At 56.6% G+C, this 22,570-nt stretch carries 29 protein-coding genes, 1 tRNA gene and 2 pseudogenes; 19 read left to right on the top strand and 13 right to left on the bottom strand.

Annotation, left to right across the window (positions count from 1 at the left end; genetic code table 11):
* Positions 1 to 37: 37 nt before the first annotated feature.
* From QQL24_RS36665 to QQL24_RS15965, 4 genes and pseudogenes are all read left to right on the top strand, one after another.
* Positions 38 to 202 (top strand): annotated as a pseudogene (locus QQL24_RS36665) (IS91 family transposase); the annotation flags it as partial.
* 643 nt (positions 203 to 845) lie between these two features.
* Positions 846 to 1,106: a DUF982 domain-containing protein gene (locus QQL24_RS36660; protein WP_431310693.1), complete on the top strand. Its 261-nt coding sequence runs from the start codon at positions 846 to 848 to the stop codon at positions 1,104 to 1,106.
* Positions 1,107 to 2,595: 1,489 nt separating this feature from the next.
* A pseudogene (locus QQL24_RS36655) lies at positions 2,596 to 2,682 on the top strand (hypothetical protein); the annotation flags it as partial.
* A 930-nt stretch (positions 2,683 to 3,612) separates the two neighbouring features.
* A complete protein-coding gene (locus QQL24_RS15965; RefSeq protein ID WP_284313279.1) occupies positions 3,613 to 3,852 on the top strand; it encodes a hypothetical protein in 240 nt (79 codons plus the stop codon).
* Positions 3,853 to 4,212: 360 nt separating this feature from the next.
* On the opposite strand, the gene QQL24_RS15960 is transcribed toward QQL24_RS15965, so the two are convergent.
* Positions 4,213 to 4,545 carry a hypothetical protein gene (locus QQL24_RS15960; protein ID WP_284313277.1) on the bottom strand — a complete coding sequence of 111 codons (333 nt, stop codon included), beginning with the start codon at positions 4,543 to 4,545 and terminating at the stop codon, positions 4,213 to 4,215.
* A gap of 178 nt (positions 4,546 to 4,723) precedes the next feature.
* Here QQL24_RS15960 and QQL24_RS15955 point away from each other — a divergent pair, with 178 nt between their 5' ends.
* The 5 genes from QQL24_RS15955 (at position 4,724) to QQL24_RS15935 (ending at position 8,582) form a co-directional block, all read left to right on the top strand.
* Positions 4,724 to 5,773, top strand: coding sequence for a zinc metalloprotease (locus QQL24_RS15955; RefSeq protein ID WP_284313275.1), 1,050 nt, complete (start codon positions 4,724 to 4,726; stop codon positions 5,771 to 5,773).
* Positions 5,774 to 5,781: 8 nt separating this feature from the next.
* The gene (locus QQL24_RS15950) at positions 5,782 to 6,204 is read left to right on the top strand and encodes a peptidoglycan-binding domain-containing protein (protein WP_284313273.1); all 423 of its coding nucleotides are present in this window, start codon (positions 5,782 to 5,784) and stop codon (positions 6,202 to 6,204) included.
* A gap of 520 nt (positions 6,205 to 6,724) precedes the next feature.
* Entirely contained in the window at positions 6,725 to 6,961 is a 237-nt protein-coding gene (locus QQL24_RS15945) for a hypothetical protein (RefSeq protein ID WP_284313271.1), read from the top strand.
* Positions 6,962 to 6,977: 16 nt separating this feature from the next.
* The gene (locus QQL24_RS15940; RefSeq protein WP_284313269.1) at positions 6,978 to 7,163 is read left to right on the top strand and encodes a hypothetical protein; all 186 of its coding nucleotides are present in this window, start codon (positions 6,978 to 6,980) and stop codon (positions 7,161 to 7,163) included.
* Positions 7,164 to 8,411: 1,248 nt separating this feature from the next.
* Positions 8,412 to 8,582 carry a hypothetical protein gene (locus QQL24_RS15935; RefSeq protein ID WP_284313267.1) on the top strand — a complete coding sequence of 57 codons (171 nt, stop codon included), beginning with the start codon at positions 8,412 to 8,414 and terminating at the stop codon, positions 8,580 to 8,582.
* Between the two features lie 29 nt (positions 8,583 to 8,611).
* Here the strand turns inward: QQL24_RS15935 and QQL24_RS15930 are convergent, their stop codons facing one another.
* A complete protein-coding gene (locus QQL24_RS15930) occupies positions 8,612 to 9,151 on the bottom strand; it encodes a recombinase family protein (RefSeq protein WP_284313265.1) in 540 nt (179 codons plus the stop codon).
* A 151-nt stretch (positions 9,152 to 9,302) separates the two neighbouring features.
* Between QQL24_RS15930 and QQL24_RS15925 the strand changes: the two genes are divergently transcribed.
* On the top strand, positions 9,303 to 9,677 hold the full coding sequence (locus QQL24_RS15925) for a hypothetical protein (protein ID WP_284313263.1): 375 nt from the start codon (positions 9,303 to 9,305) through the stop codon (positions 9,675 to 9,677).
* 149 nt (positions 9,678 to 9,826) lie between these two features.
* Positions 9,827 to 9,908, top strand: a tRNA-OTHER gene (locus QQL24_RS15920).
* A 374-nt stretch (positions 9,909 to 10,282) separates the two neighbouring features.
* Here QQL24_RS15920 and QQL24_RS15915 read toward each other — a convergent pair.
* From QQL24_RS15915 to QQL24_RS15895, 5 genes are all read right to left on the bottom strand, one after another.
* Positions 10,283 to 10,507 carry a hypothetical protein gene (locus QQL24_RS15915; protein ID WP_284313262.1) on the bottom strand — a complete coding sequence of 75 codons (225 nt, stop codon included), beginning with the start codon at positions 10,505 to 10,507 and terminating at the stop codon, positions 10,283 to 10,285.
* A 1,094-nt stretch (positions 10,508 to 11,601) separates the two neighbouring features.
* Positions 11,602 to 11,778 carry a hypothetical protein gene (locus QQL24_RS15910; protein ID WP_284313260.1) on the bottom strand — a complete coding sequence of 59 codons (177 nt, stop codon included), beginning with the start codon at positions 11,776 to 11,778 and terminating at the stop codon, positions 11,602 to 11,604.
* Between the two features lie 601 nt (positions 11,779 to 12,379).
* Positions 12,380 to 12,685: a hypothetical protein gene (locus QQL24_RS15905; RefSeq protein ID WP_284313258.1), complete on the bottom strand. Its 306-nt coding sequence runs from the start codon at positions 12,683 to 12,685 to the stop codon at positions 12,380 to 12,382.
* Positions 12,686 to 13,049: 364 nt separating this feature from the next.
* Positions 13,050 to 13,304: a hypothetical protein gene (locus QQL24_RS15900; protein WP_284313256.1), complete on the bottom strand. Its 255-nt coding sequence runs from the start codon at positions 13,302 to 13,304 to the stop codon at positions 13,050 to 13,052.
* Entirely contained in the window at positions 13,304 to 13,834 is a 531-nt protein-coding gene (locus QQL24_RS15895) for a hypothetical protein (protein WP_284313255.1), read from the bottom strand. Before QQL24_RS15895 ends, QQL24_RS15900 begins: the two co-directional genes overlap by 1 nt.
* A gap of 398 nt (positions 13,835 to 14,232) precedes the next feature.
* Between QQL24_RS15895 and QQL24_RS15890 the strand changes: the two genes are divergently transcribed.
* Positions 14,233 to 14,964: an SOS response-associated peptidase gene (locus tag QQL24_RS15890; protein WP_284313254.1), complete on the top strand. Its 732-nt coding sequence runs from the start codon at positions 14,233 to 14,235 to the stop codon at positions 14,962 to 14,964.
* Positions 14,965 to 15,020: 56 nt separating this feature from the next.
* The gene (locus QQL24_RS15885) at positions 15,021 to 15,260 is read left to right on the top strand and encodes a hypothetical protein (protein WP_284313253.1); all 240 of its coding nucleotides are present in this window, start codon (positions 15,021 to 15,023) and stop codon (positions 15,258 to 15,260) included.
* Positions 15,261 to 15,318: 58 nt separating this feature from the next.
* Here QQL24_RS15885 and QQL24_RS15880 read toward each other — a convergent pair whose 3' ends face one another.
* Both QQL24_RS15880 and QQL24_RS15875 read right to left on the bottom strand, forming a co-directional pair.
* Entirely contained in the window at positions 15,319 to 15,822 is a 504-nt protein-coding gene (locus QQL24_RS15880; RefSeq protein ID WP_284313251.1) for a hypothetical protein, read from the bottom strand.
* Positions 15,815 to 16,051: a hypothetical protein gene (locus QQL24_RS15875; RefSeq protein WP_284313250.1), complete on the bottom strand. Its 237-nt coding sequence runs from the start codon at positions 16,049 to 16,051 to the stop codon at positions 15,815 to 15,817. The genes QQL24_RS15880 and QQL24_RS15875 overlap by 8 nt, the downstream gene beginning before the upstream one ends.
* A 284-nt stretch (positions 16,052 to 16,335) precedes the next feature.
* On the opposite strand from QQL24_RS15875, the gene QQL24_RS15870 reads away from it, so the two are divergent.
* Complete coding sequence (locus tag QQL24_RS15870) at positions 16,336 to 16,581, top strand: DUF982 domain-containing protein (protein WP_284313248.1); 246 nt, start codon at positions 16,336 to 16,338, stop codon at positions 16,579 to 16,581.
* A gap of 69 nt (positions 16,582 to 16,650) precedes the next feature.
* On the opposite strand, the gene QQL24_RS15865 is transcribed toward QQL24_RS15870, so the two are convergent.
* Positions 16,651 to 16,842 (bottom strand): CsbD family protein, encoded by a 192-nt coding sequence (locus tag QQL24_RS15865; RefSeq protein WP_284313247.1) that lies wholly within the window; start codon positions 16,840 to 16,842, stop codon positions 16,651 to 16,653.
* Positions 16,843 to 16,962: 120 nt separating this feature from the next.
* Between QQL24_RS15865 and QQL24_RS15860 the strand changes: the two genes are divergently transcribed.
* Both QQL24_RS15860 and QQL24_RS15855 read left to right on the top strand, forming a co-directional pair.
* The gene (locus QQL24_RS15860) at positions 16,963 to 17,361 is read left to right on the top strand and encodes a response regulator (RefSeq protein ID WP_284313246.1); all 399 of its coding nucleotides are present in this window, start codon (positions 16,963 to 16,965) and stop codon (positions 17,359 to 17,361) included.
* A 123-nt stretch (positions 17,362 to 17,484) separates the two neighbouring features.
* Positions 17,485 to 17,697 (top strand): hypothetical protein, encoded by a 213-nt coding sequence (locus QQL24_RS15855; RefSeq protein ID WP_284313245.1) that lies wholly within the window; start codon positions 17,485 to 17,487, stop codon positions 17,695 to 17,697.
* Between the two features lie 141 nt (positions 17,698 to 17,838).
* Here QQL24_RS15855 and QQL24_RS15850 read toward each other — a convergent pair whose 3' ends face one another.
* The gene (locus tag QQL24_RS15850; RefSeq protein WP_284313243.1) at positions 17,839 to 18,045 is read right to left on the bottom strand and encodes a hypothetical protein; all 207 of its coding nucleotides are present in this window, start codon (positions 18,043 to 18,045) and stop codon (positions 17,839 to 17,841) included.
* Between the two features lie 365 nt (positions 18,046 to 18,410).
* On the opposite strand from QQL24_RS15850, the gene QQL24_RS15845 reads away from it, so the two are divergent.
* Positions 18,411 to 18,725: a hypothetical protein gene (locus tag QQL24_RS15845; RefSeq protein WP_284313242.1), complete on the top strand. Its 315-nt coding sequence runs from the start codon at positions 18,411 to 18,413 to the stop codon at positions 18,723 to 18,725.
* Positions 18,726 to 19,204: 479 nt separating this feature from the next.
* Positions 19,205 to 19,567, top strand: coding sequence for a hypothetical protein (locus QQL24_RS15840; protein ID WP_284313241.1), 363 nt, complete (start codon positions 19,205 to 19,207; stop codon positions 19,565 to 19,567).
* Between the two features lie 253 nt (positions 19,568 to 19,820).
* On the opposite strand, the gene QQL24_RS15835 is transcribed toward QQL24_RS15840, so the two are convergent.
* Positions 19,821 to 19,997 carry a hypothetical protein gene (locus QQL24_RS15835; RefSeq protein WP_284313240.1) on the bottom strand — a complete coding sequence of 59 codons (177 nt, stop codon included), beginning with the start codon at positions 19,995 to 19,997 and terminating at the stop codon, positions 19,821 to 19,823.
* 507 nt (positions 19,998 to 20,504) lie between these two features.
* Here QQL24_RS15835 and QQL24_RS15830 point away from each other — a divergent pair.
* Entirely contained in the window at positions 20,505 to 20,735 is a 231-nt protein-coding gene (locus QQL24_RS15830; RefSeq protein ID WP_284313239.1) for a helix-turn-helix domain-containing protein, read from the top strand.
* 92 nt (positions 20,736 to 20,827) lie between these two features.
* Here the strand turns inward: QQL24_RS15830 and QQL24_RS15825 are convergent, their stop codons facing one another.
* Positions 20,828 to 21,973 carry a hypothetical protein gene (locus QQL24_RS15825; RefSeq protein ID WP_284313237.1) on the bottom strand — a complete coding sequence of 382 codons (1,146 nt, stop codon included), beginning with the start codon at positions 21,971 to 21,973 and terminating at the stop codon, positions 20,828 to 20,830.
* Between the last annotated feature and the right edge of the window lie 597 nt (positions 21,974 to 22,570).

The following is a 22,570-nucleotide window of genomic DNA, read 5'->3' as shown; positions in this document are numbered from 1 at the left end:
CCAATGCATCGATCACGCCGCTGCGCCAGCGCATGCGGTGGCGCCGCCGCCCGATGACAATATTCCGAAAGAACCGGCTGACGTCCGCCCGCCATGCTCATGCTGCGGCGGACGCATGATCGTCATCGAGGTGTTCGAACGGTGGAGGCAGCCGCGCGGACCGCCACACGATTCCCCATCGACCGGGAGCAGCGCACCATGACCCGGCATGGCATAGTCCAGCCTTCAGCCTTCAGCCTCCGGTAACAGACTCACGCGTGTCTATGGTGACAACCGACGCCGAAGGGGCCGCGTCTGGTCGCGCGACGGGCCGACAACACCGCGTCCCCGCCCAACGAAGCGGTCTGTCCGCGTCCATCGCGGCGCTTCCCTGCCGCGGTCGCGCCATCGCCGACATCAGCCGCAAATTGAAATCCCCATAGCCTTCGACTGTGGTCCGCGGGTTCCTGCATGAGAGGCTTTCATACGCCTCACGGCACCCGAAACCCTTCGCCGTTGTAGTCATCCAACCGCCTCGGTCGTTGGCTCCGAAGGGGACATGCTCGCTGACTGAGGCACTCTTGGCTATCACATTCAACGAATGGCGCATGTCCGCCCCGCCTAGGAAGAGGGCCTGTCGAGTTGGCGGGCAAGGAGGATCAGGAGGACGCAGATTGCAACATCAACTATGACGAGGCGTTCGACGAATAGGGCAGGGCGGTTTCTCTCCGCCGGCCTCTCTCTGCCCGCTCTGTCTCGTGTCAGAACGCAGCCGCCGGCGCATTCATCCTTCCAGCCTTCGAATTCAATATTGATCATTCAATCAATAACGGAACCGGGAACCACGTCGAGCGTTGAAGTCTGCTATGTTTCGATCGATGCAGAAGTTGCCGTTCGAAAGGCCGGTGTATTTCACACGGCAGGGCAGCCTTGTTGAGCGCGTGAGCAGCGTCGATGAGGCTGCATATTATCTCCTGCATCGCTGGCCAAATCCCTCCGGCACTGCACATGAGGCGGCCCGTCGGAAATGTCGCGAAGTCCTGGCGAAAACCTGCGGAGAAGGAGCTGCGCGGGAGGCCTTTATTGTAGCGGTCGCCGAAGCCGGCATGACCATAGTGGAGCGATGACGGAGCTAGTTATTAGTGAGAGATGGCGTCATCCAGCGCCTTGAGCTTATCGCTGGTGTTGGATCCAGTGAGCCCGCACAGAACGCGAGTTTCGCCGTGCTTGTGTTCTGGCGTTTGGGGTAAGTGTTACTGGTGAGTGGCGCCGTGCCCAAGAGAATGGCGCCTTTGACACTGTCCCATTGACACAACCCCAATCTGTCCGGCCTCCGGTGCCCGTCTGCCCATAATCCACTTGGCGTTTGGTGGGAGCGCACCAGAGAGCTCCAACTCGATGCGCTCCCGGACTAGGCTGAGGTCTCGTCCCTCGCCGGTGTTCACGGCAATGAACAGAGGCAGAGGGGACTTTCCATGAATAGGCGCCCAAGGTTTCCCATGACTGACAGCCTGTCGGGCGGATCAACGTTTCATACCAGCTATCGGTTCCATATCGAGTATGGAAAGAACAACGGCTAGTGTCCGCAAACTCCATCTCCCGTGAAGATCCTACGCGCCCAGAGGCGGTCATTTTGACACCATCCGCCCAAAAACTAAGGCGCAACGATGCTGGCGCGACCATTTCCTATCTCTTTCGTGCCGTGACGGATTCCTTTGGCGAATTCCCGGGAAACGGACGCGATGGCGCCTTGGCGGATCTTCGCACTTGCCTGTTCGTATGTGCCAAGATTGGTGCCGCACCTGCATAAGATCGTGTCGTCAGGCAAAGGCTGCTCTGGCAGGTTGATGTCACCGCTCCCACACCGGCGACAAACGAGTTTAAGGTACACGATTAAATTGTCGGACATGTTGCGCTCTCTCGATTTTTATTCTTGTGGATAGATGGTTGCATAGACAGCTTGGCCTTGACAATTCATCCTTTTTTGTAGGCTGAGGGCACCTAAACGTTTTCAGGAGGTAAGTCTATGGAACGACCTTTTGATCAGTGGCTACTTGACCGCGCCAAACAGGCAGACACCACTATTGTTGGTTGCCTCCACCAGATCATTAGTGCCTACTGCGCCGAAAGAACGCTTAGACCGAATGAAGAGATCAACCGAGTTGTCCTAGCGTGTAGAGATGCCTCACCGAATACCAACTTGGCAAACCAAGCCTTCAATGAATTGGAAGCTATTTTCTTCAGCCAACACGAGAGATAGCTGGATACATCTGACGCCGGCAAAGCTGGAGGAGAATAGTGCCGGCTCCGCTCAAGCCCCAGCCTGTTGAGACGGTGAGCGGGGGCAGGGGGCGAGGATGCGGACGTCAGCGCCGACGAGGCGTTTGACGAATAGTTTACAGGGTAGGGCGGTCTCTCTCCGCCCTACAATCGCTGTCCGCTCTGATCTCACCCGCAGCGGGCAGACGACTTAGCTAGATGCGGAGTTTTGCGGCTATTTTCTCAATCTCGCTCGGCTGATCGCAAACAGCTATATTTGGGATATGTGTTAGCTGACTATCTGGAGAAGCCATGAAGACCTTTAGCTTGACCGATCTTGGTAACAAGTCAGGGTAAATTGCGGCGGCAGCGAACATAGAGCCGGTCGCGATCGCAAGCCGGGGCGTTCGAAAGTATGTCTTGATCCCGGCAGATCAATACGACCGCCTTTCGCAGAGCCCAATGAAGCGGCGTGTCGTGAATATGGACGACCTGTCCGACGAAGGCCGGGGATTTTACATCGAGGCACTGACCGCAACCCTCGCGAAGCTTGGGGACGAGAAATGAGCATCGAAGACATCAAGACCGGTTCCGTCATCCGCTATTCCTACCTCCGGGCACGCGACACGGATCGTGGGGAAACAGAGGGGCGGAAGGACCGCCTGTTTGAGTGATGCTCGTTATTGCGCGCGAAAGGCGAGAAATAGCAATGTTGTATCCGATCACGAGTCAAGCCCCGACAGGCAAGACCCGTGCCCTGGCCATCCCACAGATCGAGGCTCGCAGTGTCGGTTTGGAGATCCCAGCGTGGATCGTCAGCGAGCAGAATGAAGACTATTTGCCGAAGTCCTACTCTCTCATTTCCAGGGAGCCGCTCGGGCGATTCTCGAAGAAATTGACGCAATCGATTGTCATTACGGCCCGGGCCTGCCTGAGGGAAGGAGGGCATCGCCGCATTGGTCGCAGTTAAGTGTAAGATATCATTGATTGAACCAAGTGAAATAGACTACATAGTAGTGCTCTTTAGATTGGCCGCGAGTGTTGCATACATCCAACTCGTGAAGTGTATTTCGGAAGTGAGAATATGATTTCGACAGGTGGCAAGATGTTACTGCAGCGAACGAAACGGGGCCGCGCCGCGGGGAACATTTATAAATCGGGGCGGTGTGTTTTCGCCGAGGACAGCCCGTACTTCTGCGCCTTCTGAAATCCTACAGCCCTTGTTGTTCTAGCGAATTCCGGCTCAGCCGATGTTCCTTTGCAAAGGCAGACCCGTCGCTTGGATGCGGGCGCGTTAAGCAAATATTGATGGAAGATATTTGACCATGACGACTTGCCTTTTCCAACCGAAGTGCCTCTTCGAGAAGTGAGACTATGAGCGCAGACGATGACCAGGAGCGGATCTACCAGGCGCTGCAAAAGATCCTCGAGGGCTTCTTCGAGGGTCAGAACGTCCAGGGCGACGAGCGGCTTGAGTATCTGCGACGGCTGAGTAGATCCTGGGTGGCGCGGCCGCCAACGGCTGCCCCGTCGCGGGTAAAGATCGGCAGCGAGGCCGATATCAATCGGATGTGGGCAGCCCACGAGAAGGCCCAACGCAAGCCCAAGAAATAGCCCGGAACCGTCACGGCGGCGGCTCGGACTCTTCTTTTGGATGTGAGGGCGAGATGCCGGACGAGGCGGATGTGATGGGCTAGGGCGCGAACCGGTAGTTGAGGCCCAGCCGCACTATGTGGCTTGCGAATTTTGTCGAGGCATTTGAAGAAACCTTCCAAGCAACCAATCCTCCGCCGCTGGTTCAAGCGCCAAAAGTGGCCCGACTTCCGCGGAAGCTAAAGCCGGGCCTGGCCGCTGATTGGAAAGGCGAAGTAAGCAGCGGTTGTGTCGGCCATAAGACAGAAGTTGGGCTGAAGAATTAGGGAGAGATGGGACATAAGGTCCCGAGAAATCTCCGAGCTAGCTTATGGCGTGTTGTCAGCCGTCCAGGTCGAGTTGCGTCATGCTATAAAGTTCACGCCAGATCTGCGTTGTTATGTTCGGGTGAAAACCATGGCCCGCATCACCTACTATGTCGTCGTCCCCTTCATCCGTATGCCCGACGGCGAATTGCTTGGCCTGCAGGCCGAAGATGCGCCATCCCAAGCCCACGCAGAGATGCGGGCGTTTAGTCGAACTGGTGCACTGAGAGGTGTTGATACGATCGTAGGCGCCGTTGCCTTCTCCAGATCCGGCGATCCTAGCACCGGTCGTTTCGAAGACGCTGTAATCCTCGCGCGTTACGGCGAGACCCCCGAAGATCTGCAGCAAGGCGGTTGGTGATCCAAGCTCGTTGTCGCGAGACGCCAGATAAGGTGGGCGGACAGCAAGCAGGCATCAACGATCTGAGTACCTTTTTAATGAGCTCGAATAGTGCTTTTGATGAATTACCCGCTCACCGGCTTCACATGCAATATATCGCGGCTGGCTGATTGGGAGGGTGGCGCTCATGGGCGTCTCCTCGACGAAGCCGAACAAGGCCTCCGGTGAGGAGAATGGGATCATGACGCTCATAGTCGACAAGATCGGGGCGGCGTTCCCCCTCGACGGCTATGACAACGGGCCTGATTACGGCAAGTATCAGATGGTTCCGCTCGACGGCACCCGAACGCTCACCATCAAGACCGACAAGCTTCCCGTCGATGTCGAGGTTTCGAAAAGCAATGCGCGGGCGATCCTGATCGGCAGGTTTCGCAAAAAGGATGGCAGCCCGATACCGGGGATCGAACCGTCGCGCATGGCGAACGATACCGTGTTTAGAATTCCGGCCGGCACCGAAGCGCAATTTGACGTCAAAGGCCAAGCTTTCGCCAACGCCTTTATCTCCGTCAACGAGGTCAGCGGCGGCGATGACATCACCTTTTCGGACGGCATCATCATCGGCGTCAAACCGAAGATCACCAAGAAAGTGGCGTTTGTTTATTTCTCCGACATGCGGGGCGACGTGAAGAGCCTGTTCACCGCCAAGGGCATCAATCCGCGCGATGTCATGGCCAAGGCGAACACCTCGTTTCTCAGCCAGTTGAATTTGGAGCTCCAGGAACTCGAACCGGGCAAACCTATCGACGAAGTCAAATCGGCGCGCGACTTTGGCAGCCCCATCAACGTCGACGCGATCATGGCCCCCGAGAAGGATAAAGCCTCATTTGTGATGACCTCGGAAGTATTCACAAATTTTCCAAGGCTATTTCCCAGAACGCATTTCGTATTTCTGCTGACGAGACCAGTCACCAGCAAGTCTCAGTCGGATGTCATCGACGTCAACATCAGATTTGCGACCAATACGAATGTGATCTTCTTTACACCTTCCACCTCGAACGTGGACGAGACCATGAAGGCGTTCATGCATGAAACGGGCCATGCTTGCGGCGCCCAGCATGTCACCGCCCGGGCGTCCATCATGTTTCCTCACCTCGGACCTTCCCTGACCATGCGGTTTCTCGGCGAACATATCGAGTCGGTCCACAATGTTGGGCCCGTGTTTCCTCTGGCGATATGAGGTCGGCCATGGCGCTTCGTGCTTACATTTTCCAGGGCGATATGGCTCTCGAGGCGGCAGCCGTCGCCAATCCATCTCATATCCTGGAAGGTCATGCTGGCGAGCATGTCGGCAAGATCCAGGAGGCGCTCATCATGCTCGACGGCGCCGTCATCGCCGATGCCGAGCGGCTCACGAAGTTCTACGGCCCTACGACGTCGAAGGCGGTGCTCAACTACAAGACCAAGCGAGGCATCATCAACAGGTCCTACCAGAATGCCGCGGACGCCATTGTCGGCATCATGACGATGAAGGCGCTGGACGACGAACTCTTTCAATTCCAGCAATCTGCCGATTTCAGTGACAACGGCTGCAAGATCTGCGGCCTGCACGGCAGCCACCGCAACGTCCTGGCCGTCAATGTCCTGAAGCGCATCAGCGCCCAGGCGTGATGGGGCTGACCGCGCGGGATAGCATTCCATTCGGACAAACCATCAATGGCGCATCCGCATCGTTTGGGCGGAAGCTGGCTCCGAGCCGGGTTTTGGTCTTGTGCAGGATACTGCTCTGTTTGAGGGATAATCCGGCAGCGCAGAAGGGGATATGTTTGCGCAATCGATGGCCTCGCCAACCAAGGTCATTGTTCTGGAGCGAGATGGACTTGCCCAACCCGGTTCGCTGCACGCGAGCCGGGTTTTTGTTGCGGACGGTGCCGAGGAGATTGGCAGGCCGTTTCAGAATGGAGACTGCTGCACAGATATGCCTTGGCCTCGAGCCTTATGGTTTGACATCCTTACATTGAGAAGCCACGAGCTGCTGTCCCGCTGACCGATCGCGCAGATCACCAAGTGGATTTGCGGGGCGGATGCAATTGCAGACCTTAGCTGGCAGGTTAAGAAAATATTGGTGGAAGATATTTGACCATGACGACTTGCGTTTTCCAACCGAAGTGCCTCTTCAAGAAGTGAGACTATGAGCGCAGACGATGACCAGGAGCGGATCTACCAGGCTCTGCAAAAAATCCTCGAGGGCTTCTTCGAGGGTCACAACGTCGAGGGCGACGAGCGGCTTGAATATCTGAGACGGCTGAGTAGATCCTGGGTGGCGCGGCCGCCAGCGGCCGCACCGTCGCGGGTAAAGATCGGCAGTGAGGCCGACATCAATCGCATGTGGGCCGCTCACGAGAAGAAGCAACGCAAGTCCAAGTAGCTCGAAGGATGGAGAAATGATGGGTTTGTGGAACGAGCTCTACCAGCTCTCGATCGCGCCGCTCCCGACGGGCGTGTTTGTGTTCTTCGCGCTCACCACCCTCGTCGAGCAGGTGCGCATCAATCGGCTGGAGAAGGTCCGAGACGACCTCGGGCGGCGGCTGTACGAACTCGAGGAGAAACTCGGCATCGACCGCCGCTAGGATGGAACCGATAGCCGGCGCAAGGGTTAGACCTTCGATGGGTCGCCATCATGGGAAACCCGATGTCGGCATGGGAGCGCGGCAACAACGCTCTTTGCGAACCGTCGACACCGGCATTCCTAGAAGTCTCCTCTGCCACCGTGTTCCGTGCTTTGAGCGCCGGCAAGAGACGAGATGGCATAGCCTGTCAGGGGAGTCCGCTCACGCCCTTCCGACACCCTGCGGGCTCCCCACCCTATCTGGGTCATTTCCCCCGGTTAGGGGACTCGCCCGCTCCGAGGGCAGACCTCCCTGGCGAGTCCCCTTCCTGGTAACGAAAGGTCCGATGTAGTTTGAGGACTTCTCACCAAACGATCACGACACCTCGCGCTCCTCAACGCGCTGTCGAAGCCCCGCTGACAGCAGGAGGTGGCCCGACTTCCGCGAAAGCTAAAGCCGGGCCTGGCCGCTGGCTGAAATGGTGAAGTATCCAGCGGTTGTGTCGGCGATAACACAGAAGCTGGGCTGGAGAATTAGGGAAGAATGGAACAGGACGCAGCTGCTACTTCCACCGCACCATCTCGGTAGTATTGTGAGGTGTACACAATTTAACCGTGTAACACTTGGGTAACGGTTCACCGTGCATATTCGCCTGCGACGGCTCGCCAGGTCGTCTATCTGGCAAATAAGGTTTTGCCTAACTCGGCTCACCTAAGAGCCGGGTTTTTCTTTTTTCCCTGTCCACGGTCATGGGCTCGTGGGATCGCAGGACGGCAGCTACCCTGGCTCGTCCACGACCAAGTCTGCATCGTTCTGCACCGTCCACTGCACCTGGCGGTCCGTGGGACTGGGCTCACACTTGAGCCGAGCTTCAATCAAAGTCGCCGCATCCAAGCCAATTTATCGAAAATTCAGGCACGGGCCACTTCTCCCCAAATCTGCAATAGCCTCCCCACACATCCAGCTTGCAGCCGTTCGTCCCAAGCGTGCCGACGATCGGTTCCCCTTGACCTATGTCAAGGCGGGGTCTTGCTCGATAAGCCACCTTCTCCTCAGCGTCTCGTTTTTTGCAGCCGAGCTGAAAGGAGCGACGTAGGACTATGCCGATCGCAGACATTTTCATGCTGTTGTTGATCGTTGGAGGGACGGCAATCTTTGGCGTGACCCTCTCAATCACAGGCTGGCGCAACTGACGGCGAAAGGGCTCAGTTTCCGTGGGAGATCGACGAAGCACTGAATGTGTCGCCAATTACCTGCAAAGGAGGCGATATGGAGCAAGCAACAAACGACGCCTTCTGCGATGGCGAGATTGCTCGTTGGACGGGATATTCGGAAGACGCGAATCCGTGCGATCCAGATATCGATCGAGGCCACTATCGGCGCTGGAGTGAGGGTTGGCACAGCGCAGACAACGATCTGGACGACGCCGACGGCGATTAACGGAGCGGCCTGGGTTTCGAGGCGCAGGGCTAGCCCACAACGCGGTATACACTCGCCCTCCCAATCCCAAGCCGCTTCGCAATCTCCGTGGCGCCGAGCCCGCTATTCTGCAGGTCTTTCACCTTCGCCGTATCGATGCTCGGCTTGCGCCCCTTGTACACCCCAGCAGCCTTCGCCTTGGCGATGCCCTCCATCTGGCGCTCCTTGCGCAGGTTCGTTTCGAACTCCGCGAAGACGCCAAGCATATCCAGGAAAGCCTTGCCCGCGGCCGTGCTGGTGTCGATCGGCTGCTCAGTGGCCTTGAGCGCCACACCCTTAGCCCTCAGCGCGTGAACGATATCCTGCAGGTCGCCGATGCTGCGCGCCAGGCGATCGATGCGCGTAACCATCAGCGTGTCGCCTGAACGGAGAAAGGTGAGAAGCGTATCGAGCTCCGTTCTGCCCTCCCGGGTCGTACCGGAGCGCTTCTCCTCCCGGATGACTTCGCAACCGTTTTTGCGGAGGGCCTCGATCTGAATTGTCAGATCCTGATCAATGGTACTGACGCGTGCATAGCCATACGTGGTCATTCGCTGGCATCCGTCTCGTTTGATTCCAGACCCTTTCTCCATGCCGTCTCGTAATACAAAAGTAAACCCAAATGAGACGCAGAAAGTGTCTCATCTGATTGTCTCGCTGGGGTATACTCATAAGAGATGGATCCAATAGCACGTGTGGCTATTGAGCAGCGATGCGGAATGGGCTCGATACTGCAGCGATGACGCGGAAGAAGATCCCGATAAGAGGCAAATGTCAGTTCTGCGAAGCTATGATGGGGTGAAAGGCATGGCCCGCATAACGTATTACGTTGTTGTTCCCTTCGTCCGTATGCCCGATGGTGGGTTGCTTGGTCTCAATGCCGAGGAAGCGCCATCACAAGCGCACGCAGAGATAAGGGCGTTCACTCGGATTGGCGCCTTGCGGGGCGTTGATACTATCGTCGGCGCCATTGCCTTCTCGCGGTCCGGTGATCCCCCAACCGGTCATTTCGAAGATGCCGTAATCCTGGCGCGTTATGGCGAGACGCCTGATGATCTGGAGCGAGGCGGCTGGTGACGGATCTTTTTGGTGAGACGCCAGAAAAGAGGTAGGGCCTGCAACCGGGCAGTAGCGATGCGAATATCCTTATAATCACAGCAAATAGTTCTTTTGAACAATTGCGCCCTTCCAAGCTTTGAATGCAATATTCCGCTACTGATTGGTTGGGAGGGTGGCGCTCAAGGTGAGCATACGGTACAAACCGTGCCCCGGAAACGGTGATGTGTTCGATTCCATCACCCTCCGCCAACAGCTTTTTGTCGAAATCATATTGCCTCGAACTACGGCGCCTCTAGACAGTCCTATTTTTGCTCGATAGGAATTCAGTGTGTTCGGATCGAGCTAAGATTGTATAACCAAAGCAGAAACCAATGGCCCATTGCCCTCCAGACAGTGAGGCTACCGCCCGGCCCCGAGCCGGGTTTTATTTTGATGCAAGGGCTTGTCCGAGCCGTTCCTCCGCCTGACGCCGCGCCTTGTCCGTCGGTTCGATCCTGTGGCGACCGCCAAAGGTCGGCGCGCGGGCGGAGGAGCGCCTGCGCGCCACCCCATAACGACTAAAACGTCGATCGGGCCGCTGGTCGAGATCATCGTAGGGCTGAGATAAAGACCCAACTATTAGCCTACCGCCACCGTGCCTCGGAGAGGCCTTCATCCGAGTGGAATACCAGCGCGCGCAAGCTGCCGAGCGGGATCTCAAGGACAGGCTCCTCGCGCCGGTAGGCCTGGAGTGGTGGGCCTATCACCAGCCAGCGCCCGCGCAAATGGGAGTTCCAGATCTCGGGGAAGTCCATGCCGTTGCGCAGCATATCATTGCATTGGTCGGCCAAGGCCGTCACCTCTTTCATCGGTCGTCTCCGTGCCCTGACCTAGAAGGATGCGACGAAGGCGTCCCGACTGCTTGATCTATATCAAAAATAGATTATCGCCCTTGGCAGACGCGTCCTTGGGCGCACCGCCTTGGTCATTCTGCGGAGGTCGCGATGATTGGGTCATGCCTTCGAAAACACGGTCATTGATTTTGAAGGCGATAAGTTCTTTTCTATATGACAAAGTCGCAGCAACGGCGATCTAAGCTAAAGGCGACATGCACATGCATGTATTTTGGGCAAACGCTGTCAAATACTGGCCCAGAGATGTCGAATTGATCGAAGAGGTTTCGTTACAGCAATTTTCGGAGTGGTTGTTGCTGCGCGTTGAGAGGTTGCCCGATCACCTTTTGCAGCGAATTCGAGATTTAGAAAGTCTGAAAGGCGGTCTCACCCCGATCCTCAGCGAAATGCGGGGAGGCGATAGCCTCTGGCTTTGTCAAAGCCGGCTTCGAGAACCACTTCAGGGTCACGAGGGCGTAGCTCTGGTTCGGGATGATCAACCGGTGGTCTACATCCGCGTGCTGAATTATTAGGATCAACGGAACGAAAGCCGAGGAGAAGCGCCGATGCGATTTTGACTAGCCAGGCAGCCAAGACTGGCCAGGCGACTGATGTCCCAGCAGGCACCCCAACAGGGCGCTGAATTTGGTGATCATTCGCACCTTGTCGACGCCGCGTGCTCGGTACGCAGCCGCTCCTCTGCCTTGCGACGCGCCTTCTCGGTGGGCTCGATCCTGAAGCCGCCGAACTGGTCCTCGAAGGTCTGCGCCGCTTCAAAACCTCTGCGTGGACGCAGCGACCTCAGGGATAGCGGGAGGAAATTGCCCCTCCTTCGGGAAGGTGCCGCCACCAGTCCCTTGTGCAGGCTGTGGCTCCCGATAGCCTGCCTCATGTATGCTTGCCTTTATGACTCTAGCAACTATCCGCCGACTTGGTACTTGTTCACCTTGAGAGCAGAAAGTACGTTTTCTCTGAGCCAAAAATGGCTCTTGCCCAAGGATGAAAGAAGTATGCTCAAGAATATTATTGTGGCGGGTGCAGTGGCCCTCGGTATCCTCGGCCTCGGCTTCTCAGCAACGGCCGCCCAAGCGGCCCCCAAGCCCCACCACCACGGTGGACATCACCATCATGGTGGTCACCACCATCATCACGGTCATCACGGTCATCACGGTCATCACCATCACGGTCATCACCATCACGGACATCACCACCATCATGGTGGTCATCACCACCACCATGGTAGTCATCACCACCACCACAAGGGGAAGTAATCTGTATGGCGCGGCTCGTGATGTGTGGGAGATTGCGCAGCACGAGCATCTTCAAACATTGTCCCGCTCCTAGCGGTGATCGCCATCCCCCCGCCCGCCGTGGGGTGAAACTACGGCCAGAGTTGGCCGCGGCAACCGCACTAAGCCCGCGCGGCACTCCCCGGCGCCCCGGCCGCTCTTCCGGAAAATCACGGCCGGAGCTGGCCGCCGACTTTGAATGACGAAGTAGCTGACGGTTGGGCTAGCTTAGCACTCCGGCGCCACTCCCTCCCCATTTCTTGCGATAGACGCCCTCCCATCGAACTGGCAACATTCCTTGCCAGGAGGATTGGCCATGCAGCTGTACGTGCCAGGGCTCTATGAAGCCCTTATCGAAATGCTGGCGGCTGGCAGGGCTGCAGAGGCCGAAGAGTGTCGACAAAGAGATCCTTGTTCAGCTGAGAGCGTGGGAGAATGACGCCTTGGTGCTGGGGCCAGACCTTGCGGCGTTGCTATTGGCACTCGATGGCCCCTCGGAAAAGCGGCCGGACTTCCGCGGGAGCTGGGATTAGCCCTGGCAACTCAAATTGAGAATTGCTCAATGGACACCTGAGCCGAACTTTGCTGCCAACCTTTCGACATGCTCGCGAGCCATAACCGCTATGCCGAGCACGGCGTTCGCATTATTCAACCAACTCGTCCAGGCAGCATCGTCACGTGTGAGAGCGAGGACCTTCGGATCGAGGAAGATAGACTCCACATCATCAAGTTTAGCAGATGCGATGTCGAGTTCGCTTCGAAGCCCTTCACCTAGTTTAGCTTTTAACTCAGCAATCTTTTCTCGCTCGGAAGCGCAAAGAGATCGAAGCGTGTCGATATGCAGTTGAATAGGCGCCGCTGACATAAATGGCTTTCCATGATTGGCGCTCGGGTAGAATTATCACCTCAGCATAACTGAAATATTGGCGCTCGTGGTGCTGCCTTCGTGCGGCGGCTATCCCATATAGTCCTCTGGCCACATCTGCACCCCCGCACTGAGGTCAAGCCAACTCGGCATCTGGATCGAGCAGCCCTTGTGCCCGCACCGGCAACGCAATGCCCGGCGTAGCCTGTTGCTCGAGGCGCCCGGTCCCCACCGGATGACGTACGGCGCGATGGCTATTGGCCGACGGTGCCCGCAGTGGTCGCACGTCGCCCACACCCAACCGCCATTGCGACGCTGAAAGTAGCTGAGATTTGGAACCGCCTGGTCGCTCAGGTTTTCCCACTCACGGACCATCTGGCAGCGCCACCTTCGTTCGGGTGAGGTATCGCTCCCGCCGCCCGCGCGAGTAGCCGCGGGAGACGTCGACGGCGAGCCTGGCTATTTCGGCGGCCAAGTCGTTGATCTCGGTTTGCTGGTGATGCATCGCCAGGAGCAGCACGCGTACAGCCGCACGTGCATCGCCGTCACAGGCAGCGATTGCCTCATCCGTCATGTTTTCGAGATCAGCGGGCGCCGGCTCTTGGGCCGGCTTGGCCATTACTTCACGACACGAATATACTTGCCTTGGGACGGGCGCGTAGGGTCGCGCCAGTCGCGCGGCCGCGGGCCTACCGGCTCGTCGGGAGGGCCATTCTCCCATGCGGCTTCATCTTCCCAGAAGCCCGGGGGAGTCGGCTCAAAGTGGAATTCGCGCTTCATCCGTTCGATCGATTTTTCCAGCCGGTACTGCAATTCGGCTACATCCTCCTCGATCATTGGCGAGTTGTCAGGATCCAGCTTATGAAGGTCAAGCATCAACCGATCGAGAGCATCATCTTTTTCCATAGCCCGTCTTACGAGCAACCGCAGAGCGATCAGCGGATCACCCCCGGCTTGATCAAGGCGCTCCCGCACGATGTCCTCGAAGCTCATGCCGGGATTGTATTTGTCCAACGCAGCAACATCGTTCCCGCTGAGCAAATCGCCCTTTCGAGCCTTATATTGCGCAAGCGTTTCCCCAGGATTGATATCGCTGGGGGATTCCGGAATAGGCTCCGGCCTTTCGGGGATAGCTACCTTCGCCGCCATGTTCGCCTCCATAGCAAATCCATTTTCGCGGAGGCTAAACCCGACTGCCCATCCGAGTCGAGTCTTTTGTTCTTTTTTTGTTCACGGTGCGGGGGCTTGCGGAACGCGGTGCGTTCGTGCTTACGGCCCTAACATTAGCTGGTTTGCCGGCCGCTCCTAGCGCCTCATCTGCCACAGACGTTCGGCTGCGGCACCTAGGCCCACCAAAAGGCTAAGGACCCAATCCACTCTCACTTGATGAAAAACCATCGCAAACAGAAGCTGCCCAATCAGGGCGCCAATGAGTCCGGTGCAGAAGTAGGACAAAACGGATTTCACAGTCCGCGAATTCATAGCCGTTGCTTCCGCTTTAGAGACCAAGATAGTCTCCCATCACAATAATGGTGGGAGATCGAGCAATGTGCAATCTCTTCGGCCAGCGGATGACACAGGCGGAAATCCGCCTCTTGGGAGACGTGATCCGCGACACGATCAACTGGCCTGATGCGGTCGACATCTACCCCGATTACCCATCGCCGATCGTGCGGACGGGTGCCGATGGCGTGCGGGAACTGGTGACAGCGCGCTGGGGCATGCCCTCACCGAATTTCCTCTTGGAAGCCAGCGTTCTGGCCCGGGCCAAAAAACTGGCTGCCCAGGGTAAGCCCGTCAATATGGAGGAACTGCGACGGCTGGAACCAGATGGGGGCGTGACGAACATCCGGAATCTTGCCTCACCTCATTGGCGTCGCTGGCAGAGCGTTGAAAATCGCTGCCTGGTGCCGATGACGTCCTTCTCCGAATATTCGGACATCGAGACCAACGAGAAGGGCCGCAAGGCGCTGAAGTGGTTCGCACTCGACGAGACCCAGCCTCTCGCCTTCTTTGCCGGCATCTGGACGAACTGGACCAGCGTGCGGAAGGTCAAAGAGGGGCCGGTTACGATCGACATCTTCGGCTTCCTGACGACCGATGCCAACGCCGTTGTGAAGCCGCACCACGCCAAGGCGATGCCAGTCATTCTGCGCGACAAGGAAGAATTCGAGGTGTGGATGCGGGCGCCATGGGGTGAGGCAAAGGCACTGCAGCGGCCGTTGCCGGATGATGCGCTGGTGGTGTTGCCTTCTCGCGCGGTGGTGAGTGGGGCTTGATCTGGCCGTGGCCTAGGCTTGCTGGAGGCCTAGTTTAAACTAGACTGGGGGTAGAAATGTTTTTCCTGAAAACGTGTCGCATAGTCGCCATCCTCGCTTTGGCGTTCGGATGTCTTCAGTTCGCCTGGGCGCTCTCGCTCGTGACAGGGGTGCTTTTGCCCGACCCGAACGTCCCCCACCCACCTATGGGGCAGGTACTCGACAGATCGGTCTACATGATATTGTTCAGCTTCGTGCTGGGAGCACTGGCTGAGATGGGTATGGCAATCGTCAGCATGGAGCGTGGCAAAGGTTAATCTCAGGAGATTGCTTTAACTTTCCTAGGCCTGATGGAGGGCTTGGTGGAGGCCTAGTTTAAACTGGACCAGGCTTCTTTATATAGTCGAGAAATTCGTCAACCTGCTTAGGTCCCCGTTTATAATCCTGCACGGCTGGGGAAGGGGGCGGCCCACTACCACCACCACCACCACCTCCTCCTCCTGCTCCTCCTACTCTTTGGGCCAGGCTGAAATTAGTTTCGGCGTCTTGGATAATTAGAATTCCCTGCTTAAGAAGGGTTTGTGCCTGATTCGATCTGTAGACCTTCTCATAGGTCGTTAGGGTCGTTATGAGCTGCTGGCAATCTTCTTCACTTTGCGGTTTAGCCGCCCCATCGATGTAGCCCGAGATGCGCGCTCGAACCTCCTTGACCTCGTCCTCCATTACCTGATCTTGCGCTGCCCAACTCGCTTTGGCGTACTCGGTGAGAATGCCTCCTCCGAGCCCGGCCAAGAAGCTGATGGTGGCGATCATAGCGCTCAGCTTCGTTATCTTAGGTTCCGGGGCGTTGGTCCGGGATTTGGCCTTGGGCTCAGCCATTGCTTCTCCCCCTCCCCATGGCTCTTTTGATGGCTGCGTCCATCGCGGCGTTGCACTGGGTGGCGATCAGTCGGTTGTCTGCGAGCTCCTGGAGAGCCAGGCACACCTCTGCCTCTGTCCAGCCGACGCGCATAGCGGTCTCGATGACGATGGTGGTCGCAGCCTCCATGTCCTCCTGGCATTCGAGGAGGCGATCGGAGATAGCCGTCTCTCGCTTGGGTCCACGCATGGCCTGCCGCCACTGCTAGGCTATTCCTAGTCTCTGCGCGCTATAATAGCGCATGGCAGAGCCCCGCGCATCACGCTCTCTTTCTCTCCAAATCTGTCCTACGCCCAGTCCCCTCAACTAGCCGCCTGTTCCACCCCAAGGGGTCTAGTGCAGGCAGCGCGTTGATGCTTGGCGCAGCGCTCGCCAGCGCTCCGGCGCCCTTTTCAGAATTACCGCCGGAGTTGGCCGGCAGCGCTGAGAGGAACCGAAAAGCTCAGGCGCCGTTGAGTCTTCGGAGGCGTGAGATGAATGCAAAGCCGTTCGATCACCCGGTGAAGTTCATGGCAACCAATTCGCTTGTCAGGCACATCACGAGCACCGACGGGGCTCTGTATTTCCTTGAGCACAAATGGCCATACGTGGAGGGCCAGGCCCACCAGCGTGCCGTTCAGATCTGCCGAGAAGTGCTTGGGGGACGAGGCGGCGCGGAGAAAGCCAAGCAGGCCTTCCTGCGTGCGCTCGAGGAGGGGCAATTCGATCTGGTGGAGTGATGGGGCCGCAGGGCACGGCCCGCAAACGAAAGCCCCGGCCGGTTAACGGTCGGGGCTTGCACGTACAGCTTAGGCCTTGTCGACAACATCCTTGACGGCGTCTTTGACCTTGCCAACGGCTTCTTGAGCCTTGCCCTTAGCTTTCTGCGCTGCGCCCTCGGCTTCCAAATCTTTCCGATCCGTTGCTGCGCCAACGCCCTTCTTGACGCTGCCGGCTACCTGGTTGGCAACGCCTTTGATTTTATCGGTGGTACTGCTCATGTTTAGACCTCGTAAAATTACGGCACGGCCAACAACCTAGGCTGGTGGCCTTTGTTCCCACCTGCGCCAGTAAAATCAAACTCTTATGGAACGACTTCATCCCCTACGGGTTTGCCTTCCATGGCTGAGAAAGCGACCCAAGCAGAACACGTTGTTTTGCTCGTCGAGGATGAGCCGATCGTTCGTGCCGTTATGGTGGAATTCCTCTCTGAGCAAGGCGTCGAAGTGGTGGAAGCTGAGAACGCCGATAAGGCCCTCGAGGTTTTGAATCGCCGCTCTGATATCAAATTGCTATTCACCGACATCACCATGCCAGGCAGTATGGACGGCGTAGCTCTTGCGAGAGAAGTACACCGGCGTTGGCCGGAAATGCTGCTTATGTTGACATCCGGCGGCGCCAGCGTAACCAGAAATGAGATGCCGGCGGCCAGCGAATTTATCCCTAAACCGTATGACTTCGACAAGCTTGCAGAGCGAATTTATGCCCTGATGCGAAAAATTCCGCGCTCAGAAAATTGAGAAAAGATAGACGAATGTTTGCGGAAAAAATCTGCCTTCAGACCCTCTTGTCAAACTCGCGATTTTGAGGAATCAAATCTGCTTGTCAGCCAATTGAAAGGTCCGTTGACGAGAGGTGCAGCGATGAACGCAGATCATCCGATTCAACAATCGAGCATCCTAATTTACAAAGAGGCCGGCGAATGGTGGGTGTGTGTGAGCGAGGCAGGCCAAGAGCCCTATAGCCAAGAGTTCCACAGTCCCGAATTCGCCGCCAATTATGCCGAAGGCCAGCGCATACGGCTTGGGCTGGACAAGGTTGAAGATCCCGCTCCAGATGATCGAATGCCACTCTAGGCTTTGAGACTTTCACTGCAAATGCTGGCTTCGACGACAGCCACTTAGCATCGCTGAGGCCTGAAATTTCTTATGCATATGCACCCTGCGCCGTAGCGCAGCCCTGCCCCGGTTTAATCGGCCGGGGCTCCGCCTGATCATTCACAGACCAAATGATTGCTCGCTCTTGACCCAGCGCGTGATCACATCGACGTCGGTCAGACTCACATCGGGATGGGCCTTGCGAAACTGGATCTCCGCTGCCTTCGAGAATTCGTTGACCTGGGCCGCGGGCGCGGCTTCCGGTAGTTTGATCGTCGAGGTGAAGATTAGCGTCCCAGCTTTGAACACTTGAAATTCCATGTGCATCGATGCCGCCTCCTCGGGCCTCAAAGAAATGGGTCGCGCCTGCGCCACCGAGCCACAGCTTGTTTGATAGCCTCGGCGATGTCGCTGTTTGCCTGGGAAGAAAGGATCTTATGATCGGCGAGTTCCACGAGCGCCAGACAAATCTCAAGCTCTGTCCAGCCGGCGCTCTTGGCAACCTCCACAATGTGGTGAACTGCGGGCACCCATTGCGAGGATGTCGACGACGACAGCGCAGCCGATGACTTTCCATGCGACGGGGAAGACGACGGCGAGCCTGGGTATGTGCCGCCGGAGTGGCCGGCGACGCTGGAAGAGGTTACGATGTGCGGCTTTGGCGCCCCCAGGTCCGAGAAGGTGCAAGCAAGATGAACAGCTCCCAAAACTCCGCAGAAGCCGCCGACACCAGCTATGCCGACACACAGCGTGCTTTGGCTTGTGCTGCTCGCATCACGCCATTCGATGCCGCCGCCTTCCTCGCCATGCATCGCGCTGTCAACGAGACTGTCACGGTCGACGGCGAGGACGCCATCTACATCTACATGGGCGAAGCGACGGGTGCGCCCAACCTCATCGAGATGTGGGCGGCGCACGACTGGAAGGAGCGTACGCCGGATTGGGTGGAGCAGGTCCGGGTGCTCCTTGATAAGGAGAAGAGCGCCAAGGTAATCGAAGGCTCCTAATGAAACCCGGACGCGGACTTCCACGGCTTGCGCCGCTGCCTTCGGGCGGCGGCTTCTTGTATTCGGAGGTCGGGCAAAGGACGCGATTGGCCTCGTCGCATCGTCTCCTAAATCGTTGGCCATCTCACAGACGGCGACCGTCGCTCAAGTAAATATCTCCAGATATTTCATTGTGTTGTGAGCTCTGACCTATCAGATAGCCATACCACTCCGAATACAGAATCGAATGGTTATCGAAATCTGATGGTTTAAGGGGAGGTGACTTACTAATTTTAAAAGACTCCTTTCAGATAGATATGCCGCCCATTTTTCAGATATCTGATTTTTTATTTTCAAATTAATCGTCCTTTATTTTTTGATGGATCGCCAATAACACGTTTTATTGGTCAGAACGGCATTATCTGTCGGAACTTTTCCTTCCCCTGGGCATTTACCTCTTGCACCCTATGCGGGTGCCCGCTCCAAGAAGGGAGGCGAACATGTCTCGATTACTGCAGGTTGGCATTCTGTCCGCAGGCTTGGTCCTTACGACCTCTGCATTAGCAGCCCCAGCCGCTCCGATTACGCCCTCTGGCTCGAATTCAACCATCTCGATCCGATATCACGGCGGCTACTGCCCTCCAGGTTCTAAGCTGACCAGCCAGGGCGGCTGCAAGGTTACGGATTGGACCAGGCATCATCCGGCGCAGAACCCGAACCGCTATAACCGCTATAACTACGGCAACGGTTATTACGACGAAAACCGCTATAACTATGGCAACGGTTCTTACGACGAACAGAGGCTACCGCTGCGTGCCTTCGGGTTCAGGCGCTCCGAACCAGATTACGGTTACGATCAATAAAGGCCCTTCAGCTCACGCTCTGAGCACAAAACATCACCTTGGATAACGGAAGTATCAGCTTCCGTTATCGAAATCGGCTGGCTCTCTATTTTCAGATCGCTTCTCTCGGCACTCCGCACGACGAGCCGAGCTAGCTTGGCTGAATCACCAATCGAGACGGCCCGACCAGTTGGTGGCACTGCCGACCTGGAGCCGTCACTCGGCTGGACCGGGCTGGAGGCAGCCGATGGCAGGTGCCGCCACTGCTTGGACGTCAATCAAGCTCTGAGGAACCATGCACGCCGCCCATAACCGGAACATCTGTCGGTTCGACTGGGTATTGATCCTCAAGCCATATTTTAACGCGCTGGGCGCGGGCAAAGCCGAAGGCAAAATCTTTGCTGTCGAAGGTGTGGACGCTGACAGGACCACATTCGTCATCGACGGCCACAATCCATCGCCCTGCTTCCTCCTGGACTGAGACAGAATTTCCGAGCTGTTCTGAGTTTGTGGCTGTCATAGGATCGTGAGTACCCGTCGCTAGGAACTGCGGCCTAAGTATCTCAGACAGACCTGAAAAAACAGTTAGGCAGAGGGATACTGCTCGACGCGCCGCAATGCCTCAAACCCCCGTCGGAGTTACGATCCCGTCACGATGCGGTGGCGCTTGGTACGCTGCGACTTTCTCCTTTTGGCAGCCTCTGGCTATTGACTACCTCGAATTAGTCAGCCTCGTGGCTCAGGCGGGCAGCGTGGACGGTCATTATCGATTGGGTGGATAGCATCGACAGTGGGAGGCACAGATCATCTGTGAGCGCGATGAAGACCTCACCTTTTCGCGGGATATGTTAAAGCAGTCCTTGCCAGATAATAGTTTGCCCCTCTTGCAACCTTATGTAGGAAATTCTGTTATCCAGGCAGCGAACAATTCCTTCGCAGAGGCAAGATCGACGTACCCATGCCAGAAAGCCAACCTCATATAAACCAGCTATCGGTTGTCGTGAGCGTTCATAGCAAGCTCAACGGCGAAGGTTTAACTACGCGTGATCTAGCAGCAGCGACTGATATCCCCGCTGCCATGCTCCATCGTCTTTTTGCAGGCTTTGAATGCCCAAAAGAGGCCTATTTGGCGTTGTGCAAATGGTTAGAAAAAGATCCCTCGGATTTCTTCGAACGACAGGATGAATGAATTAGCTGGCGGGCCTTAGCTTACTGAATGCACTGCCTTAAAAAAGCTTTGGGACTTTGCGAATGCTCAAAGTGATTATTGCATCGTTCGTATCAAAGAGGTCGATAGCGCTTGCGGTCACGTTTCGTCATGCTTCGTTCATGCACGTGCTTCGAACGTAACTCATCGAGCGAGTAATCATGAAAACGCAATTGCGCGCTCGGCGGTCTTAAATGTTCATCGACTACAACGAGGTCGTGGAGCTCATTGCTCCTGGCCAGGATGAGGGTGGCCCCGAACGTTGGGGTGACATGCGGTGGGGAGGAACAGTCGAAGAAATGCCAATGTGGCGTGCCGTACTCACTGTCATCGTCGATTGGGCAGGCTCCCATCGACAACTGGAGGCCCAGATTGTTGGCACACAAGGAAATTCGTTGATGAACCTTGCGGCGATCCAGGCCACCTACGATCGGGACGATTTCCCAGTGAAACCAAATTTGGTTCGATCTGACGCCTAGTTTGGCGGCCATGACATTGTGACGCTTGCTAAACTGGTGACACACTGCAGCTGTGATGCCCCAAATGTCGCCACAGGCGCGGGGATCCGTGGCCGGATTAGAAGCCGGTCGGAGGCCCGTCTCCTCCTCATACGTCAGCCGATCGCCATAGGTCAGACCGTCGGTGCCCGGCACCGGTGCGTCAAGAGACACGCTTCCAAATTGGTCGAACATGAGGTTATGGGCGCGAAGGAAAGCCTTGGCCTCCACTTTAATCCGATCGACGCTAAGTGTCCCCTCCAGCACGGCGAGAAGGATTTCGGCAATCACGTCGTCACGCACAAAATCCGGCAAGCCGCGGCTCACAGCCGCATTCACCCTCGCGTAGACAGCATTCTGGTTTAGCTTTGCCGGCCCTTCGCCGAATGCCTTATTAGCAGCCGCCCTGTTCTTAATGACCCAATATAGCTTTCTGCGCTCGACGTTGATGGCCTCTTTATGCGCATCCCACCAGGCTTTGTGCGATGCCTTGTTGGCTCTGTTCCATCGCGTTTTGGCCTCTCTTACCTTGTCAGGATTGGCATCCTTCCAGAGCTTACGCCGCACATTCTCTCGTTCGATGTTTAGTTGCCCCCAGCGACGTTGGTATTCTTTCATGCGCTCTGGATTTCTGGCCCTCCAAGCTGCATTTCGGGCCAGCCGCTTAGTCCGCCTTGCCTCGAACTCCTCAGGGGTTATCTCTGATCGTTTCTTTGTGGCCATACTGCGCTCCTTTTTGGATTGCGCACAGAGCTCACCGATTACGCTGGTGTCGAAGCTTTCTCGGAAAGGCCTCCGAATCACGCGTGTGAGCGTGCGCCAGAATTCATCAGTATTCATAGGAGTGCGTGAGCAATCAAAGGCAAAATGCGCTAGTTATGCACCGAATTCGCTGAGAAATTCGAACCAGTCAGAGTCGATTTGGTTGAGCCCCGTGCACGCTATAGCGTGCAAGTTTGAACTCAACGACAAACCAAGACAGCCATCATTATTTTTAGCTGTGCGCCATTTACGTTGCTCTATCTAAAACACAATCAGGAAATTAAGGTCGACAGCCTCCCTGATGGAGCAATCTGATCCCTTATGATCCGCGTAATGTCTTGAAATGGAAGTCATCTAACGATGAGCTAATTCAAGGGTTGCTGAATTTACATGCTTCCTCGGTAATGCTGAATTCCCTGGAAGCAGGAGGCCCGGCCCCCGCGTTCCAACGGGAGCCCCCCAGGTCTAGCCGGGTCTCCTCTTTTTCCTGATGACTCCGGCCGGAGTGGCGCGGAACGCGTGGGAATGACGCGACGAGTCGCAGTCTCCATAAATAAT

Source organism: Labrys miyagiensis (assembly GCF_030160835.1).
Lineage (GTDB): Bacteria > Pseudomonadota > Alphaproteobacteria > Rhizobiales > Labraceae > Labrys > Labrys miyagiensis.
The sequence above is the reverse complement of the archived record's forward strand: the minus strand, read 5'-3'. Positions and strand labels throughout refer to the sequence as shown.